General features: G+C 59.3%; 25 protein-coding genes. 11 read left to right on the top strand and 14 right to left on the bottom strand.

Annotated elements, in window-relative coordinates; genetic code table 11:
• Positions 1-52: 52 nt before the first annotated feature.
• The 12 genes from Cth01_RS15675 to Cth01_RS15625 all read right to left on the bottom strand — a co-directional run bounded on the left by Cth01_RS15675 (position 53) and on the right by Cth01_RS15625 (position 4,848).
• A complete protein-coding gene (locus Cth01_RS15675) occupies positions 53-619 on the bottom strand; it encodes a hypothetical protein (protein WP_045839690.1) in 567 nt (188 codons plus the stop codon).
• An 89-nt stretch (positions 620-708) separates the two neighbouring features.
• Complete coding sequence (locus tag Cth01_RS15670; RefSeq protein WP_045839689.1) at positions 709-969, bottom strand: hypothetical protein; 261 nt, start codon at positions 967-969, stop codon at positions 709-711.
• A complete protein-coding gene (locus Cth01_RS15665) occupies positions 959-1,450 on the bottom strand; it encodes a hypothetical protein (protein WP_139032096.1) in 492 nt (163 codons plus the stop codon). Before Cth01_RS15665 ends, Cth01_RS15670 begins: the two co-directional genes overlap by 11 nt.
• Positions 1,447-1,731, bottom strand: a complete 285-nt coding sequence (locus tag Cth01_RS15660; protein WP_045839687.1) for a hypothetical protein — start codon at positions 1,729-1,731, stop codon at positions 1,447-1,449. The genes Cth01_RS15665 and Cth01_RS15660 overlap by 4 nt, the downstream gene beginning before the upstream one ends.
• Positions 1,703-1,924, bottom strand: coding sequence for a hypothetical protein (locus Cth01_RS15655; protein ID WP_052703346.1), 222 nt, complete (start codon positions 1,922-1,924; stop codon positions 1,703-1,705). The genes Cth01_RS15660 and Cth01_RS15655 overlap by 29 nt, the downstream gene beginning before the upstream one ends.
• Positions 1,917-2,246, bottom strand: a complete 330-nt coding sequence (locus tag Cth01_RS15650) for a hypothetical protein (RefSeq protein ID WP_045839686.1) — start codon at positions 2,244-2,246, stop codon at positions 1,917-1,919. The genes Cth01_RS15655 and Cth01_RS15650 overlap by 8 nt, the downstream gene beginning before the upstream one ends.
• A gap of 128 nt (positions 2,247-2,374) precedes the next feature.
• The gene (locus tag Cth01_RS15645) at positions 2,375-2,629 is read right to left on the bottom strand and encodes a hypothetical protein (RefSeq protein ID WP_045839685.1); all 255 of its coding nucleotides are present in this window, start codon (positions 2,627-2,629) and stop codon (positions 2,375-2,377) included.
• A 5-nt stretch (positions 2,630-2,634) separates the two neighbouring features.
• A complete protein-coding gene (locus Cth01_RS15640; RefSeq protein WP_052703344.1) occupies positions 2,635-3,537 on the bottom strand; it encodes a DUF2303 family protein in 903 nt (300 codons plus the stop codon).
• Between the two features lie 85 nt (positions 3,538-3,622).
• Positions 3,623-3,976, bottom strand: coding sequence for a YfdP family phage-associated protein (locus tag Cth01_RS15635; RefSeq protein ID WP_045839684.1), 354 nt, complete (start codon positions 3,974-3,976; stop codon positions 3,623-3,625).
• Positions 3,977-4,016: 40 nt separating this feature from the next.
• On the bottom strand, positions 4,017-4,343 hold the full coding sequence (locus tag Cth01_RS15630; RefSeq protein WP_045839683.1) for a hypothetical protein: 327 nt from the start codon (positions 4,341-4,343) through the stop codon (positions 4,017-4,019).
• A gap of 125 nt (positions 4,344-4,468) precedes the next feature.
• On the bottom strand, positions 4,469-4,603 hold the full coding sequence (locus Cth01_RS24450) for a hypothetical protein (RefSeq protein ID WP_267884613.1): 135 nt from the start codon (positions 4,601-4,603) through the stop codon (positions 4,469-4,471).
• The gene (locus tag Cth01_RS15625; RefSeq protein WP_045839682.1) at positions 4,597-4,848 is read right to left on the bottom strand and encodes a hypothetical protein; all 252 of its coding nucleotides are present in this window, start codon (positions 4,846-4,848) and stop codon (positions 4,597-4,599) included. The genes Cth01_RS24450 and Cth01_RS15625 overlap by 7 nt, the downstream gene beginning before the upstream one ends.
• Positions 4,849-5,333: 485 nt before the next feature.
• Here Cth01_RS15625 and Cth01_RS15620 point away from each other — a divergent pair, with 485 nt between their 5' ends.
• Complete coding sequence (locus Cth01_RS15620) at positions 5,334-6,011, top strand: hypothetical protein (protein WP_139032095.1); 678 nt, start codon at positions 5,334-5,336, stop codon at positions 6,009-6,011.
• A 575-nt stretch (positions 6,012-6,586) separates the two neighbouring features.
• On the opposite strand, the gene Cth01_RS15615 is transcribed toward Cth01_RS15620, so the two are convergent.
• Positions 6,587-7,249: a S24 family peptidase gene (locus Cth01_RS15615; protein WP_169749768.1), complete on the bottom strand. Its 663-nt coding sequence runs from the start codon at positions 7,247-7,249 to the stop codon at positions 6,587-6,589.
• A 416-nt stretch (positions 7,250-7,665) separates the two neighbouring features.
• Between Cth01_RS15615 and Cth01_RS15610 the strand changes: the two genes are divergently transcribed.
• From Cth01_RS15610 to Cth01_RS15575, 8 genes are all read left to right on the top strand, one after another.
• Entirely contained in the window at positions 7,666-8,097 is a 432-nt protein-coding gene (locus Cth01_RS15610; protein WP_045839679.1) for a hypothetical protein, read from the top strand.
• Positions 8,097-8,627, top strand: coding sequence for a phage regulatory CII family protein (locus Cth01_RS15605; protein WP_045839678.1), 531 nt, complete (start codon positions 8,097-8,099; stop codon positions 8,625-8,627). The genes Cth01_RS15610 and Cth01_RS15605 overlap by 1 nt, the downstream gene beginning before the upstream one ends.
• Positions 8,628-9,050: 423 nt before the next feature.
• The gene (locus Cth01_RS15600; RefSeq protein ID WP_045839677.1) at positions 9,051-11,519 is read left to right on the top strand and encodes a DUF5906 domain-containing protein; all 2,469 of its coding nucleotides are present in this window, start codon (positions 9,051-9,053) and stop codon (positions 11,517-11,519) included.
• Positions 11,520-11,830: 311 nt separating this feature from the next.
• Entirely contained in the window at positions 11,831-12,076 is a 246-nt protein-coding gene (locus Cth01_RS15595) for a hypothetical protein (RefSeq protein ID WP_045839676.1), read from the top strand.
• Positions 12,076-12,909, top strand: coding sequence for a hypothetical protein (locus tag Cth01_RS15590; RefSeq protein ID WP_052703342.1), 834 nt, complete (start codon positions 12,076-12,078; stop codon positions 12,907-12,909). The genes Cth01_RS15595 and Cth01_RS15590 overlap by 1 nt, the downstream gene beginning before the upstream one ends.
• 5 nt (positions 12,910-12,914) lie before the next feature.
• Entirely contained in the window at positions 12,915-13,538 is a 624-nt protein-coding gene (locus tag Cth01_RS15585) for a hypothetical protein (RefSeq protein ID WP_139032094.1), read from the top strand.
• Between the two features lie 50 nt (positions 13,539-13,588).
• A complete protein-coding gene (locus Cth01_RS15580; RefSeq protein WP_045839808.1) occupies positions 13,589-15,475 on the top strand; it encodes a phage terminase large subunit family protein in 1,887 nt (628 codons plus the stop codon).
• Positions 15,476-15,505: 30 nt separating this feature from the next.
• Entirely contained in the window at positions 15,506-15,817 is a 312-nt protein-coding gene (locus tag Cth01_RS15575; protein ID WP_045839674.1) for a Mor transcription activator family protein, read from the top strand.
• Between the two features lie 14 nt (positions 15,818-15,831).
• On the opposite strand, the gene Cth01_RS15570 is transcribed toward Cth01_RS15575, so the two are convergent.
• A complete protein-coding gene (locus tag Cth01_RS15570; RefSeq protein ID WP_045839673.1) occupies positions 15,832-16,620 on the bottom strand; it encodes a hypothetical protein in 789 nt (262 codons plus the stop codon).
• 197 nt (positions 16,621-16,817) lie between these two features.
• Here Cth01_RS15570 and Cth01_RS15565 point away from each other — a divergent pair, with 197 nt between their 5' ends.
• Complete coding sequence (locus Cth01_RS15565) at positions 16,818-17,051, top strand: hypothetical protein (RefSeq protein ID WP_045839672.1); 234 nt, start codon at positions 16,818-16,820, stop codon at positions 17,049-17,051.
• A 74-nt stretch (positions 17,052-17,125) separates the two neighbouring features.
• Positions 17,126-18,631: a phage portal protein gene (locus Cth01_RS15560; RefSeq protein ID WP_233425185.1), complete on the top strand. Its 1,506-nt coding sequence runs from the start codon at positions 17,126-17,128 to the stop codon at positions 18,629-18,631.
• Position 18,632: the final 1 nt, after the last annotated feature.

Below are 18,632 nucleotides of genomic sequence, written 5' to 3'. Positions count from 1 at the left end.
AGGGGCGGGCTGTGATTCATTAATGTGTGCTAGAAGGTCGACTCTTGAAGATCTATGAATGAATCGAAGGTGTGCGCATAGCTCCCAGTAGCGCAGCCTCTTCAAACGATGGGGCAGTGCCAGAAGATTGAAAGTGCCAATAGTCGGGATCGTTACCGCCCCCAGAGATGAATACGGCACTCAGGTCCATGCCGCCGAGCCAGCTCTTCCAGTGGCCATCGGACTCGCGCCACCAAGTCAGTGCCCCGACTTGGCGGCTTTCATGCTGGTGGCCTGTGGCGCGCTGCAATGCCGTGGGGATGTCAGGCGCGTAGTCGGTTACTCTCACATATCGCCTACCACCAAGCGTCAAGAGCGATGACCAACGTATGAAGTTGCCATCCACTTTGGCGTGCTCTCCTGCAGGGGAGATGCTCAGCGTCAGCTGATGACCATTTTCGAGCTCGATGTGCTTCGATAGTTCTGCGGGATGGTCATGGCTTGTCATGAGAAAGGCACTCCAGCCGTCCAGGCTGCCCGTGCCGTCCGCATAGGTTGGACTCCAATGCCAGTCGGCCGTGCTGATGCCATTTTCGTCAACCCAGGCGATGGCCTTGTGAGGCGTGTAGGTGGTGCTCATAGATACTCCAGATACCAAAAAGCCCGCTCAAGGCGGGCCGGTGGCTTGTCATAGATGACTGCACATCTATGAATGAATGGGGTGGGGGTTTAGGCTGCTTTCCGCAGTGGAGGAATGGGGCAGCTTTGCACGCGCAGATGGCCCAGGCCTTTGAGGGTGTTGCGGTAGCAGCTGACGATTGCGGCCTCGAGCTCTTGCGCCACATTGACGCCAGCGGCGATGATCTGGCCGTCCTCGGTGATGATGGCCAGCTGCGCGGGCTTGCCGTGGAAGGTTGCCTTCGGTGGCTCGTGGCTGACGGTGTGGATGTAGACGCCTTCGATGGCGCCTGTGGCTTGTTCACCCAGCATGGCGGTTCTCCTTTGCCTTGATGCGTGCCTGCTCAGCCTGCACGCGCGTGACGGTGTTGTGTGCTTCGAGCATCTGCTGTGGACTGCTTGCGTCCATGATGGTCTGGGCATAGCTAAGAGCCTCTGCCACCGGAGCGATTTCCTCGGGGGTGAGGCGCATGACCTTTGTTTGCTCGTAGCGCTCGCGAAGGCCGTTCATGACGTCATGCGATGGCGCGATCAGATCCACGAGCTTCTGATCAATGTCTGCAGCCCTGGCCATGGCGACATTCAGGGCAGCGGACACCCTAAGAAAGTCGTCTTCTGTGCCGGTGCCTTCGTGCAGGCGCGTGAAGGCGTCCAGCGTGTCGAATCCGTCCTTGAGCGTTTCACCCTCGTCGTAGGGGCGGCAGTGGTTCAACAGGTGGATCGGGTACAGGGACTGTTCTTTCGGCGGTCGTGCCCGCTTGAATCGGGCCGCTCTGCGATCGGCGCGGTTCACTGTGGCAGCTCCTTGACCGTGCCGTCCGGGTAATGCAGGCGGTTGCCTACGCGGCTTGGCAGTGCAAATGCACGCATACGTGAGGCCGGGATGCCGGGCGTGTCCTTGAGCTCGGGGCATTTGTAGGGCTCGCTGTTTCGGCCCTGCCAGGGGTATGTCTGCAGCGGTGCGATCGAGCGGCTTGCGCGGCGCTTCTTGAGTTCGCTGCTGCGCAGCACGGGCGTGGCGTGAGTGATGCTGACCGCGCTGTCCTCACTGGGTTTGATGGGTCGACGTTGCATGGCGGTTTGGTAGAGGAATGCAGAGGTTGTAGATCGCCAGCCAGTGCAGGCCGCACTGACTGTGGAAGGGGTAGGGGCAGGCATCGTTGGGCTTCAGGCCGGCTGCATAGGCTGCCTGCGCCTCACGTTCGACCGTGGCTTTGGGGATGCTGATCAGGCCGGTGACGGCGAAGCAGTGCAGCTTGTCAGGCACAGGCCGCCTCCTTGCTGCGGGCCGGTACCAGCGCACAGCTCAGCACGTTGGCGAGCATTTCGGTGCGTGGTGGGCGGCAGACAAGGGAGTGGATGCGTGCACGCTCCAGGTTTACGACCAGAGCGCGGCCTGGCGTCAGCTCGCTCTTGTATTCGTCCCAGAAGCGCTGCGCGCTCGTGCCTGACCATGTCACTCGCCAGGGCTCAACGTGGTGGTTGCCAAGCCGGTCATAAACCAGCAGCTCCAGCTGGAAGACGCCGCATGCCGCCTTGGTGGCTTGTGGTGGGGTGCGGCTGAGATAGACGGTGCCGGTGTGGTTCATGGTGCCTCCTGTCGCTGGCAATGAAAAAAGCCCACGCGGCATCTGCCGGGCGGGCTGGGTGAATCAATCTGGCAAGCGTCCGGAGAGGGCGCTTGGCAGATTCCCCTCGGGTGAGGGGAGGTGGTAGATCAGGCGAAGGGATAGCCTGCGGGCTCGTGCTGCAGGCGGCGCAGCGCTTCATCAATGTGCAGAGCGCGGCGGCTTCGCTCGGGGGCGTTGGTCATCAAGATGAGAGCGCCGGTGGCCGGCAGCTCTTGCACCCCATGAACTTCCTCGCCGTCGAACACTGTGCCCAGAGCGAAGTGTTTGCGCAGGGCCTCGGCGTGACGGGTCTTGCCCGAGCCCTGCGGGCCGTAGACGATGATGGATTTCTTGTCTGCCATGGTGCTTAGCGGCTCTTCTCGTAGGTGCCGATCAGCACGGTCAGTGTGTTTTCGACCGACTTGCGAATGTCATCGGCAAACTCGGTGGCCATCTGCTCGATCAGCTCTTCCCAGCCCATGGGGCGCAGTGTCATGGTGGGCTTGCCGTCGGTGGTCACGCTCAGGCGCATCACGAATTCGCGCTCGATCAGTTCGGGGTATGGCTTGCACTTCACGATGATGTGCGTGGGCAGCGTTTCCGTGTCGCCTTTGATCGCCACGCTCTCGAAGGCTGAGCGCTGGGTGCTCAGTGCTTGTTCTTCGTGATTCGACCGCGCGATGGCCTCGACAGAGATGTTGCGCACGGCCGTAATTGCCTTGGGCATATCGATGGGCGTATCTCCAGACTTGGCGGTCAGGATCGGTGCCCAGTCCTCCAGCCACTCAGCCATGCCGCGCTGAGTCAGGCCTACATTCATGACCTTTTTGAGCGCGGCATAGGCTGCAGTGGCCTTGAGCTCCAGCGTGGCCCGGCTGGCGCAATGACCTGGCTGGGTAGGGGAGCCCAGATCCAGCACCGCGGTCGCGTTCATAGCGTCAGCGTTCACGAAGATGCAGCAGCCGTCTTGTTTGTGCTCTTGGGTGTATGCCACGAAGTCGTTGATGTAGGGCGTGCGCATCGTGCCAGCGGCGCGTCGGCGCGTAGGCATGAACTGCTCCAGATCCTCGAGCTTGAAGTCATGCGGCAGGGCTGCAGCGGTGAGGTAAGCGCCATCCTCAGGCCGCGTCATCTGCAGCGCAAAGTTGATTTGTTCGATCCGCGTGTCGCGTTGATCGTTGATGTACTGGGGCGGCAGTGCCGCAGCGCTCAGTGCGCCCAGCAGTTGGGCTTGATCGTTGGCCTGTGTGGTCTGTTCGGGGTTGTTCATGCTTGATGTGTCGTATTGCGGAAAAGAAAAAGCCCGCTGGAAATGACTCCAGGCGGGCGGGCTGGTTGTTGCGGTGATGGCTGTTTCAGGCCTTGACAGCAATGCCGGGAATCTTCAGCTGGTTGGCCGGGATGAGCGACATCACGCCATTCGTGCCGACATGCATAACCGTCTTGCGCGTGACTTCCTCGCTACGCTTACCGTCTGCGGTGGGGCGCTGGAACTTCAACGTGTGTGCCACGGTCACCTGATGGGTGCCGGGAATGCGCGAAAGGTGCAGCTTGACGTTGACCTCGCCCACTTTGTCGTTGTCGACCACGCCTGCGGCGACTTCGCCCAGGGCCATGGACAGCATGCGGTCAAACTGGCCGCCGTCCAGATCGGTGATGAACTCGCTCACATTGGTTTGAGCAGCGCTGGTGTTGGGAACTGGATGCATGGATTTCTCCGGTGGTGGTGGCTTGCGCCGGGGTGGTAAATCAGAAAGGTGGTTCTTCGTAGATCTGGGGGCCAGGGGCGAAGTGCATTTCGCCACGCTTGTCGACGTCGTTGAAACGAGATCCATTGGAGATCCAGCGGCGTTTCTTGTTCAGGTGGAAATACAACTCGCGGCCCAGAATATTGCGCGTGAAGGTCTTGTGATCAGGTGCCACGCCATCGAGCTGCACCTTCAGTGCTGGTCTTCGGTTGGCCGTGCCCGGCCAGTAGTAAGTGACCGTGGCTGGAAACTGCTCCCAAATGAGGCCGTTTCTCCCAACCACCACCACGGTCCCCTTGGTACCTATGTTTGCCGTAAAGGTGTGCATGGGACGTGCTCAAGGGAAAAGCGGCGGACTGGCGAGCCCGTGGGCCAGCACCAGGGCGATGCAAGCGCCGAGGATGACGACCCAGGCGACGGCTGTTGCTTTGATCAGGGTGCTCTGTGACTTGCTCAGCGAAGGCATCGGCAGGAAATTCCTTTGTTGAGGTGGCCGAGGTGCTGGAATGCATAGTCAAGTGCGTCCCAGACAGAGTCGGCCTGGTGGCTGATGGACACGCCGCCGCTGGAGAGGATGAAGGTCAGCATGGAGCGGCCTCATTGAAAAGCGACAGGTTGAGGTGGCCGGTAGTGCCAGCACGCACGCGGCGAATGGTCATTACTGGCGGGCGCTTTCGGGGTTTGCGCACTGTGCTGTTGGCTTGCTGTTGAGCCGCCATGGCCTGGCGGTGGCGCTCCCAGGTCTGGGCTACATCGGTCCGGCCACTGTTTCGATACACGAATTCAGGGCTGGTGATGGGCACGCTGGGCATGGTGACGCGGGCTGTCTGCATGGCGGTCTCCTGTGGGTGCAAAAAAGCCCGCTCAGCAATCACGATGCTGGCGGGCGATCGGGAACTAAAAGGCCCGCGTGTTGCGGGCCTTGGGATAGAGAGCCGGTGCCATCGCTGGCAGCCATGGGAAAGAAAAGGTGGAGGGCGGATAAGTTGCTCCCCTGGCCCGGCTGGAAATGGGTGATGGTTGCCGTGTTCGCCCCGGCTTGTTCCTACTTGCAGATTCGCCTTGCGGCTTGGGAGGTTCCAAAGGACTTTCACCTTGATGCTGGCGGGCAACTACCAGTCAGACCATCTTGAGTGCAGCCGGCAATCTGGTGCTTACTGGCTGCACTCAGGATGGCCCCGCTATTTCGCTGCGGGATCGGGTATACGTTCAAATCACATGCGGGCTTCAAATGAATGCACTTCAGGTTGCAAAACTTAACGACCCGTTACCCGATACATTTGAGGGTGGATACGTTCGTAACTACTGATGAGGCGCTATGAAAACTGTACTGTCAGCACTTGCTGCATCCATGCTTGTTTTGAGTTTCAGCATGCCTGTCTCAGCGGCTGGTAAACAGTCGAAGCCCAAGGCGACTGTTGTTGAAAAGGAAACGGGACCTGTTGGATTTGGTCCATTGAAAATCGGGATGACGAAATCCGCTGTTGAAGCGCTGACGTCGGGCGATGTCTATCTAGCTTCGCCCTTGGAATTGGCGCCGGTGAAGAACGCGGAGCCAGATCCGACAAAGGAGCGTTACTCCAGCACTCTGATGACACCAGTATCTACAACGCCAGTCAAAATCAGCCTGACGTTCGTAAATGGCGCTCTGTCGTTCTTGTCAATGTCGGCAACGGAGCAGAACTCCGTCATCACAAAGTTGTCGAGTCAAGTGCAGGAAAAGTACGGCGAAGGTAGCTTCTCTGACAACACGCGAGACGAGCAGTGCCTGTATAGGAATGGAGCCAACTTCACTATCAAGAACGGTGATGCAGCTCGTATGTGGTCGCAGCAAGGAAGTGGTGGAACAACCATTCAGACCACTTTCCGGCGTGCGCTGATGGACATGTGTCCATCAAATCTGCGTTACGACGGTATCACGAAGATGACTCTGGAAATGCTCTCGATTGAAGAGCTACAGCAGGCTAAGCAGCCTGCTGCAAAGAATCTTTTTTGATTTCACTGTGATAAGTGCACCTGGCACCATCAGCCCGATGATGCCAGGCACTACAACCGTTACCGCGCCACGGCTGGTGTCAGGCGCTGCACCGAAGTGCAGAACACTGCTATGAGCCTCGGCACACGCCACACAGGTCATGCCTGGCGTGCTCAGCTCGGGGAGCAGTGATTTACCAGTCTTCGCGCAAGGCCTGCAGCTGGTGGGAGCAGATTTCCGATGGCATCGCGGCGCTTCGCAGCGGGGCGTGCTGGACACATTTATCCGGCAGTTTCGAGAATGGTGAAGGCGGCCAGCTGGTTGACGGTCCAGCCGACCTCGGGGTGTTCCACATCTGCGCGCTGCTCCATAACGCCCCCCTGTTGCAGCCATCGCCTTGCGTCAGATTGTCAGTCTGCGCAGGTAGCCGCCTTCACCACTCTCTTTTTAAAGGACCGGGCTGATGCCCGGTCGATGCCGCGCTGCCCATCACGTTTTTTGTGATGGGTTGACTGTAGCTATTCGCTAGAAATGGGGCAAGCGAATCGCTAGAAATGTTGACTAGCGAAAAAGGTTATTCGCTATTTTTGTAGCGATTAGCCGCCTTGCCGGTAGATGAACTCGCCTTTGATGACAAGCATGTCAGTGCTCTCCGGAGGGATGCGTTCATCAGGGAATCTGCCTTTGTTGAGATTTCTGCTTTCAAGGACCCAAGCTCCATCGATGTCCCTCCGGAGCTGCTTGATCTTCAAGCCGTCTGGGTGCTCGATCAGAAAAATGGTCCCGCTTCTAGGGGTGGTTTTTGTGGTGTCAAAGATGACGATATCGCCGTCCACGATGAAGTCCGACATGCTGTCGCCATTCGCTCTTATTGCGAGCGCATCGGTGGGCTTGATCTTGTAGCGTTGGAACCAGCTTGATTCTTTGGTAAGCCGGCCCTTCAATTTGGTCTCCGTGTTGATGCTCCCACCGCCACAAGATCCCTGGGCATCCCAATAGTCAATAAATAGCGTCTCTCCACCATCATCCTCTTTGGATTGAAGTGCTAAATCGAGCAATTCAGCATTCGACCCGTTTTCCTCTCCACCCAGTGCCTTTGGAAGATTTCTATGGCTGTCAAACCAGCCCCTGCCTAGGCCCCACTCATCCTCGATTTTTTCTGCGGCCTGATCCCCTAGCGACCTTGGATTCTGGGTGCCATCTTTTTTGGGTGGCAGGAGGGTGCCATTCAGTATTTGTGTCAGTGTTTGATAGTTCAAGCCAGCCGCATCTGCGACTGCTCTAACCCCCCCTGGGACTGCGTCACAGAGGAGTTGAAGTTTGCGCTTTCTGCGCTCAGCTGCTGTTTCCATAGTTACTTTCTAGCAAACCGCTATTAGCGAATCTAGCTAATCGCTTGCTGACCATCTAGCGAATCGTTAGAATCGCTATATGGCTACACCATCCTTCACCCCTGATGAGAGGCGCGCTTTAGCTGCCCGAGTCGGAGTCAGCGAGCAGTACCTCTATCAATGCTTGACCGGCCGGCGCGATATGAGTGCGCCTGAAGCGCGTCGTATTGAGACTGCGACAGGGGGCGTGCTTACGAGACTCATGCTCTGCCAGAAGACCTGGTCTTTGATCTGGCCCGAGCTGGCAACCCAAGGCGGCACCCATGAACAGGTGAGCGCCGCCCATGGCTAAGGTCCGCACCTTTCTCGATCAATACGCACCAGCCACCGTTCGCGGCGTTCTGCCCGTTCATGAAGGCTGGGTTTGCCTGTCCTTCGACCAGTGCGGCAGCGTGGTTCGCATGCGTTTGTCTGTGGAGCAGCTCAAGGCTTTGCAGGCAACGGTGGCCTTGGCTGTGGCTGGCTTTACTCACGCTGTGACCCTCCCGCACAAGCCGCGCAACGCGGCAATGGTGGCGGGTGGTGCGGAGTTGGTCTGCTCCATGCGAGATGAGCACGCCTGCACCCAGCGCTCGAGCTTCTCGGCAGAGAAGCCTGCAGATCCTTCGGCCTCCAGCACGAATATCAGTTGGCTGAGCAGCAGCTCGACGGCTGATTCCCAGGGTGTTGGCGAGGTGGTGGTGTTGGACATACCAGTTAAGGGGGTTGGTCGCTGATGTCTCTAACTATCTCAATTCAAGGCCTGCCGGGATACGGCGATGAGCAGGGCGAGGCCGACAGTGCCGCTGGCATGGATCTGGTGGACGCCGCGCAGATGACGGCCCAGCATTTCCCTGGTGGTGTGCCTGCACTGGCCAAAGCCATGGGGGTGTCGCCCAACACGCTGCAGCACAAGCTCAATACCAACAACGATCGCTACATCCTGGGCCTGAAGGAATCGCTGCTCATCCAGCAGGTGACGGGCAATAACGCGGTGTTGCATGCCATGGCTGCTGCCCTTGGCTTCACCTGCACTCGTGCTGTGGCTGATCAGTCGGGTGGCGATCCGATGGAGGCGTTCTGGCGCTTCCAGCAGGAGATGGTCGACTTCACCCAGCAGGCGACCAATTGCTTCAGGCCTGGTGCAACGCCATCGCGCAATGCACATCGCCGGCTGGAGTACCACGCCAATGAACTGGCTGCAGCCCTCAACCATATGGTGGCCGCATCAGCAGCCTTGCTCCCCAAGGATAGGGACGCAGTTTGATTTCAGCGCGCGCAACGGCAAAGCATTCACTCGGCCAGTCTCTGTCGGACTGCGTGGCCTGTGGTGGTTACTCCCATTCGATTCGTGTGAATGGTTGCGCGCGCTCTTTTATTGCCACGGCATCGGCATCGACAGACAGCACGCCGGGGGGTGACAGCCCTGGTGCAAGCACAAGAAACACAAGCATGTTCAATCCCTCAATCAGTCGCCGCGCCGCGCCGCGTGGGGCTTCGCCGTTCCCCGCCCCCCTTCGGTTTAGAAGAAGGCGCACACACGTTTCGTTGTCAGTTGGAGCGGCTCTGCGCGCTGCGTCGGGCATGTGGTTCGCATGCAACACCGATCACGGGTCCTTCCTGGCCTTCTTGCATGCGGGTAATTCGATCCTCGTCAAGTCTGTAGTTAGCGAGGCAGGAAGTTACTGACATGTCCTCCAACTATGACAACGTACTGAGCCAGCTGCAGGCGGCAGGCCTGCTGGTTGACTCGCTTGAGATTGGTCGGTTGCGCCGCTGCCGCACAGCCGATGGCGGGCGAGAAAAGCGCGGGTGGTTTCTGCTGCATGAAATTCGCCTGGACAACGGCAACGACCTGATCGTTGGCAGCTTCGGGGTCTGGCAAGGCAACGAAAACAATGCTCGCAAGGTTGAGATCAGCAAGAACGAGCTCAGCCGCGAGCAGGCAGAGGCACTGCGCAAGCGACTGGCCGAGGACAAGCGCCGCTCGGAGCTGGAACGCAAGGCCGAGGCCGATCGGGCTGCTGCTCGCGCTTCGGCCGCATGGAAAAAGTGCGATGCCACTGGCGAGAGTACTTACCTGCAGCGCAAAGGTGTGGCCGGGTACGGAGTGCGCTACTCGCCCAGCGGGGCGATGGTCATTCCGCTGCTCGACACCAGCAACAACATTCACGGTCTGCAGATCATCCGCGGCAAAAACCGCAAGCCGGGCACGCAAGAGAAGGAATACTGGCCGGTTGGCTTGATCAAGAAGGGCCGGTTCCATCTGATCGGCATGCCCACGGCTGGCGGTCTGCTGCTGCTGGTTGAAGGCTATGCGACAGGTGCCAGCCTTCATGCCGCGACTGGCCTGCCGGTGGCCGTGGCCTTCGACGCGAACAATCTCGTGCCCGTGGGCGAGGCACTGCGCGCGCGGTACAAGGGCCTGCGAATCCTGGCCTGCGCCGATGACGACAACACGCAGAAGTGCCACGCCAGGAATGAGGCCGAGTCGGTGCGCCAGGGAAAGCACGTTGAGTGCAAAACCCGAGTCTGGGTGGCCGACGGCCCGAAATGCCCTCACTGCGGCGAAGATCACAAGGCCGGTAATGCCGGCGTGAGCATGGCCAGCACTTGCGCGATGCAGGTGGGCGGCTCGTGGCTGGCCCCTGCGTTCGCAGATCCAGCGGCCGTGCGTGAGGCCTGGCTGAGCAAGGGCGAGAAGTTCAACGACTTCAACGACCTGCACCTGGCAGAAGGCTTGCACGTAGTGCGCGACCAGATCGAGGTCCGCCTGCTGGAGCTTGGCTGGCGCTCGCGCAATGCAGCCAAGGCCTTGCTCAATACACAGGGGGGCGGGGAGGCGGGTGTTCTCGCGCCGCTCAAGCCTATTGATAGCCTTGATGAACTGCTGGAGCGCTACTCGCTTGTCTACGGGCAAGGCAGGGCGGCGTTTGACCACGTTGAGCATTGCTTGGTTTCGTTGACAGATATGCAAGATATCTGTCTAAGTCGTGACATCTATCGAACTTGGGCGGAGCATCCTGAGCGCCATATCGTTCGTCGCCAAGAGGTTGGGTTCGATCCCGCGGAAACCGATCCAAAGATCACATGCAATATGTGGGCAGGCTGGCCTACCAAACCGAAGGCCGGCAACTGTGAGAAGTTGCTTGATCTGCTTTGGCACATGTGCTCTGCCGAGTCGCAGAAGGATGACCTCTTCATGTGGGTGCTCAAGTGGCTGGCTTACCCACTGCAGCATCCTGGCGCCAAGATGAAGTCGACCATCGTCATGCACGGGCCGCAGGGTACGGGCAAGAACATGTTCTTCGAGGCTTACATGGACATCTTCGGCGAGTACGGCTGGACGATCGACCAGAGCGCTATCGAGGACAAGTTCAACGACTGGGCCAGCCGCAAGCTGTTCCTGATCGCTGATGAGGTGGTGGCGCGTTCTGACCTGTACCACGTCAAGAACAAGCTGAAGGCCTTCATCACGGGCGACAAGATTCGTATCAATCCGAAGAATTTCGCTGCCTACTACGAGTCCAACCACGTCAACATGGTCTTCCTCTCGAACGAGGCCATGCCCGTGGTGCTTGAGGAGGATGACCGCCGTCATGCAGTGATCTGGACGCCGGAGAAGCTCTCGGCCGACTTCTACAAAGCAGTAAAGGCTGAGATTGATGCAGGTGGTGCCGCTGCTCTTTACGACTTCCTGCTGCAGCTCGAACTGGGAGACTTCACGAACGCCACCAATCCGCCCATGACGGATGCTAAGCGCGAGCTGATCGACCTGAGCCTGGATAGCCCCAGCAAGTTCGTGAAGGTGTTTGAGGCGGGCGACCTGCCCGGCTTCCCGGCAAAGGGTGCGCCAGCGCTTCTCACGCCTTGCCTGATGTCGGATATGTATGAGCTCTACAAGTGGTGGTGCACGTCCACCAATGAGCGGGCGCTGACTTTGCCGCGATTCTCAAACTCGATGACGCGTAAGCACAAGGGCGAGGTGTTGCGCAAGCGCTATCGCCTGGATGTTCATCAGGTCAGAGGGCCGGTCAGCGTTTGCTATTTGCCGGGTGGCAATGAATTGCCGGCAGGTTATAGCGAAGTTGATTGGCTGGGCGAGCGCATCGACATCTTCAAAAGGGCCGTGCGCGACCTGAAGGGCGGTGTCGCATGAGCATCGCAGCAGTGATTCGCCCAGAACTGTGCGCTATGTGCGGCAGCGTGTGCGGCATGGTGTGCGCTGTTAAGTCATTGATTTTTAAGGTGTGTGCGCCATGTGCGCTATCACCCTTTACGGGGGTGCAGGCGGGCGCGTGCACACACATGCATGCAGGCGTGCGTATGTGTGTGCATGTTCATAGCGCACATAGCGCACACAGCGCACACCTCATACACATCAATCACTTACGTGCTTGTCATGCCGCACAAAATGCCGCACTTCATAGCGCACATCTCTCTACACCCCCCTTTTTGAAAGAAATAGAGATGGAAGAAGAGAAGAAGAGGGTGATTCCCTGCACGCCTGAAAACGCTGCAGAGGTTCGCGCCGCGGTCAAAGCCTGGCCTCAACTGCAGTCGCTGGTGAAGTCTTTGCAGGACGGTGGGCACTTCCCTGGCCTGCGTGCCATGACGTTCACGCTCACAGGCAGCGCGGAGTACGTGGGCAAGGGGATGGGGGCGCTGCACCCAGAAAGCCGCCCCACGGCCCCACAAACCGGCGAGGAGGCGTAATGCAGATCACGAGCAGCATCAAAGGGCTCAAGCCTGTTCAGACCTTGATGGACCGCCTCTCGCGCTCCAAGGTTCGGGAGGCCTCTGTGAAGGCGGTCAATGACGCCGGCTTTGAGGTGCGCCGTGCCATGCAAGAGGAAATGCGCAGCGTTTTCGATCGCCCGACCGATTACATCCTGCGCAGCCCCATGCTGAAGAGGGCGACGGTAGACAAGCCCATGGCCACGATCGAGCCGGAATACATGGGCGGCAAAGGGGTCGACCCCAAGAAGATCCTGAAGGCCCAGAACCTGGGCGGCAAGCGTCGGGACAAACGCAGCGAGGTCGCGCTGCGGCGTGCCGGCATCCTGCCCAAGGGCTACCAGACCGCAATTCCTGCTGAGCCCTTTCCTGGGAGCGAGGACCGCTATGGGAATCTCAAGGGCGGCTTTATCGTCCAGCTGCTCAGCTATTTCCGTGCGTTCGGAGAGCAGGGCTACCGCGCCAACATGACTGACGCCCGGCGCAAAGCTCTGCAGTTGCGCGGCGGTGCCGGCGTGCGCAAGGTGGGCCCGAACATTGGGCGCCGCTACATCCTGGCCTACGGAAAGCTGCGCGGAGGTGCCCGGTGGACGGCCAAAGGCGAGAACGACCGCCGTGCCTCCAACCTGGCGCCGGGGATCTGGGCGGTGGTTGGTAACTCCGGAGCCGACATCCGGCCCGTGCTGATGTTCGTGCGGGCCGGCAATTATCAAGAGCGCCTGGACATGGAGAAGGTGGGTCAGCGTGCTGATGTCGAAAACTACTTGAGCCGCAGAATCCGTTACCGGATGCGGCAGACGGCAGGCGTATGAGCAATATGCAAAGCAGACACCCCGAGACGCTCACATTGAGCGAGTTCAACAGGCACATGGGCTACAAGGGCCGCTTTGTCTATCAGCTGCGCAACGAGGGGCGGCTGGTAATGACTGATGACGGGAAGCTGGTGCGCGTGGCCGAATCCATCCGGCGCATCGCGGAGACGAGAGACCCAAGCCGTGCAGGTGTCGCGGCCAGGCATGCAGCCAGTCGCGGTCATGAGCTGACCAGCCCGGACCCCGCCGAGCCTCCGGACGATGGAGCAGACGCTGGGGAGGGTGATGAAGGGGGCACCGGCAAGAGTGGCTTTCACTTTCAGGACAGCAAAGCCAAGCGCGAGCACTATGCCGCCCTGCGGGAGGAGAACGCCTACCGCAAGGAAGTGGGCGAGCTCATGGACGCTGATGAGGCCATTGGCGCATTTTCAGACGCGGCAGCCAAGATCGCCAGCGTTCTGGATGCAGTGCCGTCGACCGTCGGACCCATGCTGGCAGGCCTGGAGTCCGACGAGGTGATCCGCATTCTGGGCGAGCAGATGGACATCGCCAGAACTGAACTCTCGGCCGCCATCAATAAGCTGGCCGATGAGATCGAGAGCCGTCGAAACGGAGGGGCAGGCGAGTGAGAGCTTTGAATTCAGGTGCTCTGTCGTGCCCGTCGAGGGCATTGCGCTCCATGGCGCGCAGCGTGGCGCCGCGCAAGCGCAGGACGGTCAGTGAATGGGCCGACAAGAATCGGGTGCTCAGCACCAAGGGCTCCAGCCTGCCGGGCCAGTGGCGCACGGCTCGCAATCCGCCTCTGCAGGAGCCCATGGACGCCTGCAGCAACAAGAGCGGCGTGCGTGAGGTGGTGCTCATGTTCCCTATTCAGTTCGGCAAGACAGAGGTGGAGGTGAACGCGCTCGGCTACATCATGGCCGAGAATCCGGGCCCGGTAATGGTCTGCCTGCCCGGCGAAGTCAGCATGGAGAAGTGGGTCAACCAGAAGCTAGACCCCATGATCGAGGAGACCAAGGCCGTCAAGGAAGCCCTGCGAAGCATCTCCAGCCGCAACTCGAGCAACACCAAGACCTTCAAGGATTTCATCGGTGGCCAGCTCTATCTGGAGCACGCCGGCAGCCCGTCCCGCCTCAAGTCCACCACAGTGCGCTTCTTGCTGGTTGACGAATTGGATGAGTTCGCCGCGGCATTGCGCACCGGCGACGACCCGCTGCTCATGCTGGAGGGGCGCACCTCTGCCTTCCCGGCCACCAGCCTGCGCATCTACATCAGCAGCCCTCAGATCAAGGGGCAGAGCCGTATCGAAGAGAAGTTTCTCGCGGGTGATCAGCGCCGGTACCACGTGCCATGCCCTCACTGCGGCCATATGCAGCATTTGCAGTGGTCGGGCCTCAAGTGGGCCCCCGATTGTTCCAAGGCCTGGTACGTGTGCCAGGAGCACGGCTGCATCATCGAAGAGCACCACAAAACGGCCATGATCGCCGCGGGCCGCTGGATTGCCACCAATCCCAATGGCGCGAAGGGGGTACGCAGCTACACCATCAACTGCCTCTATTACCAGTTCGGCCTGGGCCCGACCTGGGCGGAGCTGGCTGCCATGTGGCTGGATGCTCAGGCCGACCCGGCCAAGCTCAAGGTGTTCCTAAATGACCGCCTGGCCGAGACTTGGGAAGACGCCACCATGCGCTCGGTGCGTTACAACGCCATTCAGGAGCGCGCGGAGCAGTATCCGATCCGTGTTGCACCGAAGGGCGTGCTCTGGGTGACCGCAGGGGTAGATACCCAGGATGACCGCCTTGCCTTGCACCTCAGCGGCTGGGGGCGCAGCATGGGACTTTGGGCGCTCGACTATCACGAGTTCCCCGGCGATCCTGCAGACGATGCCGTATGGGTGGCGCTGACCGAATACCTGAATCGACCGATTCAATCGGAGGCCGGTTACCTGCTAGGCGTCGATGCGACAGCTGTTGACATGGGCGGGCACAGGTCCGAGGCCGTCAAGCACTGGGTGCGCCTGGGCCTGGTGCGTCGTCCCATGGTGATTCAGGGCGCCGTGCCCAATAACGCGCCGGTGCTGGGAAAGCCTCGCTTGCTGGACGTCACCCGCAATGGTCAGACTGACCGAAAGGGCGTGCGCGGCTATTACGTTGGCACTGTCGCGGCCAAGAACTGGCTGTTCGGCCGTCTCAGTGTGGACGCTGATCGCAAGCCGGAGGAGCGCTGCACCCACTTTTCGCAGGAGCTGGACCAGTTCTACTTCAAGGGCCTGGTCAGTGAAACCTTCGACCCAGCCAAGAACCGCTACGAGAAAAAGCGCGGAGCCCGCAATGAGCCGCTCGATACGGCCATTTACAGCTATGCCGCTGCGCATCACCCCGAGCTACGCCTGCACCGCAAACGCGAGATTGACTATCAGCTGCGTGAGCAGTTTCTCGAGAGCCAGCTGGCCGGGAGAAGCGATGGCGTACTGCTGCCGGCCGACTCCGGCAGTCCCTTGGTCTTGCCGGAGCCAAAGCCCCTGCCAAAGAAGCGAAGTGTTTTCACCCCCATCAGCCTTTCATAAGACATTCACGCCACTTTAAGCTATAAAAATATGAGTAATAAACGCCTTGAACTGATCGATATCCTGCGTGAGGAGCTGAATGCTGCAGGTCTGTGCTTCGGTGTCGATCGCGCTACGGACCTGACTGAAAGCGTGCTGCGCCGTGTCGTCACCCGCATTGGTGGGATGAATGCCTATGCCCGCAACACTGTCCGAAGCCGCAAGGAAGTCCGGGCCGCCGTTCTACGCGAGTTTGATGGAAACAATAGCCGGGAAGTGGCGCGCAAGCATGGAGTGTCAACTCGGACGGTCTATCGATGGGTTGCGGGTAGTCGCGATTGCTCTCAAAACAATATTCAGTAGTGCACCGTTTTTTTTCATTGAGGCAGCGGCTTTATATCGTTGTCGGGGAGGATTTTTATCCCATCCGAACTAGATTGCTCCTTAGTGTTGGCATCGTCGTCGTTGATAAGAGCGGGAGTGGCTGTTTCTTGTATCCCTCCAAATAGCTCTCGCGTGAAGATGATCTGACGCTCTTCTCTCAATCGTTGATTCTCAAGAAGTTCAGACTTGGTGTCTTGCAGAGATTTCAGAGCGTCCCTATAAAGTTGTGGCATCCCTTCGTCAGCAAGTCCTGCATTGGCAACAACGTGTGTGCGCAGACGGATGGCCTTCATACCGAGATCTGCATATTGCATTCGTCGTTGATAGAAGTAATCGTAGTAATCGGGTGGGTCTGGTTCAAAATTGGCTCCGGCGATGCTCCAGTTCGCTTCGTCAACCAATAGTGAGAGTTTGAACAACTGATCTACCAGGTTGGGCTCGAGATACTTCCACTGTGCGTCGGTGGAGCTAGGCTCCCAATTAGGCAGGTCAGTGGTGGGGGAACAGTAGGGCTCAGATCCTTCCCGGCCGCGGCCTGCGGGTTGGCCATACTCATCGAGTCCTTCATCTGCTGCAACCAACAGACACCCCTTAATAAATACTGCTAGCCGGTTGCTTATGAGAACTGATGCGAGCTTTAGCTCTCGCTCGTTGGAGATTTTCTCCTTTTCGTTCTCATGTTTGACTTTGTCCTGATGGATCTTGTATGCCCATCTGCCCCCAAAAAACGCAGCAAGTAAGGTCGCAATTGGTGCTGTGGCGCGGATGACTTCAACGGTCATTTCAAATGTCGTGGCAGGCATTATGAGGTTCGAACTAAATGTTGGAATAGGTTCATGATATGTTCTGTTACATGCATGCGGGGCCCATGATGCCCTGGGATAGCCACCACTTCTCAAAATCTCTATCACGGAATCTGTGCCAAAAATAGTGACACTGTCACAAGTAACTGTCACAGCATCGCGCCGACCATCGGCGCATGGGACTTTATAGCCACTACAGCACGCAGCAGCTCACCGATCTTCGGGATCGCCTGAGCGTTGCCCATGAGCAGCAGCTCACTGGTCCCAGTTCCGCCAGCGGTCACGGCCGCTCGGTCCAGTTCCGCGACACAAGCGTCCGTGATCTGCAAAAGCAGATCAGCGACATCAACGATGAGTTGACCCGTCGCAGCGGCAAGCGCGCACGTCGACCCATCTATCTGGTGGGCTGAACATGGCGCGCAAGAATCGCAACAGTCGCCACCTTCGTGCCGCCGCCAGCGCCTCTCATGGTTCGCGTGCTGGCATGACTGCGTATCAAGGGGCGTCGCACTCCGATCTCGCATTTTCTGGCTGGCATCCCTCGCAGAGCAGCGCTGATGCAGCATTGCTGCCAGAGCTGGGCACCCTGAGCAGCCGCTCGCTGGACCTGACCCGCAACAATGGTCTGGTCTCCGGTGGCATGCAGACCATGCGCGACAACATCATCGGCGCGGTGCTGCGTCTGTCGTCGCGCCCCGATTACCGTCTGCTGGGCTGGACACCTGAGCAGGCCAGAGAGTGGGGCAACAACACTGAGGCTCACTTTCGCAGCTGGGCCGATACGACTGAGTGTGATGCAGCGCTCACTTTGAATCTGCTGGGGCTGACCACTCAAGCGTTGACCAGCGGCATGACGACTGGAGATGCGGTGGCACTGCCGCTCTGGCGACCTCGCCCTGGGATGATCTGGAACACCAGGCTGAGCCTGATCGCATCCGCACGACTGGGGACGCCGCCTGGGCTCGCCGGCATGCCGCGTATGCGGGAAGGCATCGAGTTCGACAACGACGGTGCTCCCGTCGCTTATCACTTTCAAAAGGCGCATCCGGGCGATGCGCCCTACCTGTCAGGTTCTGAGGCCATGGATTTGACCCGCTGGGAGCGGGTTCCGGCGTTTACAGAGTGGGGCCGCCGTCGGGTTGTGCATCTCCACGACAAGGAACAGACGGGGCAGTCCCGTGGTAAGCCCATCCTGGCCGCGGTCATGCGTGAATTTCACATGGCCGGCAAGTACTCGCAAAACGAGTTGCAAGCCAGCATGGCCAACTCCCTGGTGGCGGCGTTCCTCGAGTCCAACATGGACCAGCGCTCATCCGAGGAGTTGTTCGGAGATGCGCCCCGCGATGCTTGGGAAACGTCGATGGAAGAGGCCCAGGCCATCCGCAAGCTGGAAGGCGCGGCCATCATTCCTCTGCCAGCCGGAGCCAAAGTCAGCCCATTCACGCCAGGCCGCCCCAACGTGGCCTTCGAGGCATTCATGCTGGCCGTGCTGCGCAACATCGCTGCCGGTCTGAACATTCCCTATGAGCTGCTGGTCAAGGACTTCAGCAAGACCAACTATTCCTCGGCTCGGGCTGCTTTGCTCGAAGCCTGGCGCTATTTCCACGGCCGTCGCCGTTGGCTGACCGACTACTGGCTGCGCCCTATCTATGAGCTGTGGCTGGAAGAAGCCGTCAATGCCGGCGTGATCGATGCACCCGGCTTCTATGAAAAGCGCTATGCCTACACACGCTGCCGCTTCATCTTTGGTGGCCGTGGATACGTCGACCCGGTGAAAGAGGCCGAAGCCGCCCAGAAGCGCATGGAGACGGGCCTTTCCACCATGGAAGACGAATGCGCAGAGCAGGGTAAGGACTACGAAGAGGTTCTTGACCAGCAGCGCATTGAGGACCAGATGCGTGCCGAGCGTGGACTTCCTTCTCTGTATGAATTGAGCAGGGGCCGTTCTCCAACTACCAAGGCCGAGAAGCCTGCCGAGCAAGAGGAATGAA

The organism is Comamonas thiooxydans (assembly GCF_000964545.1).
Classification (GTDB): Bacteria; Pseudomonadota; Gammaproteobacteria; order Burkholderiales; family Burkholderiaceae_C; genus Comamonas; species Comamonas thiooxydans.
This window is presented reverse-complemented; position numbering and strand designations above follow the sequence as displayed.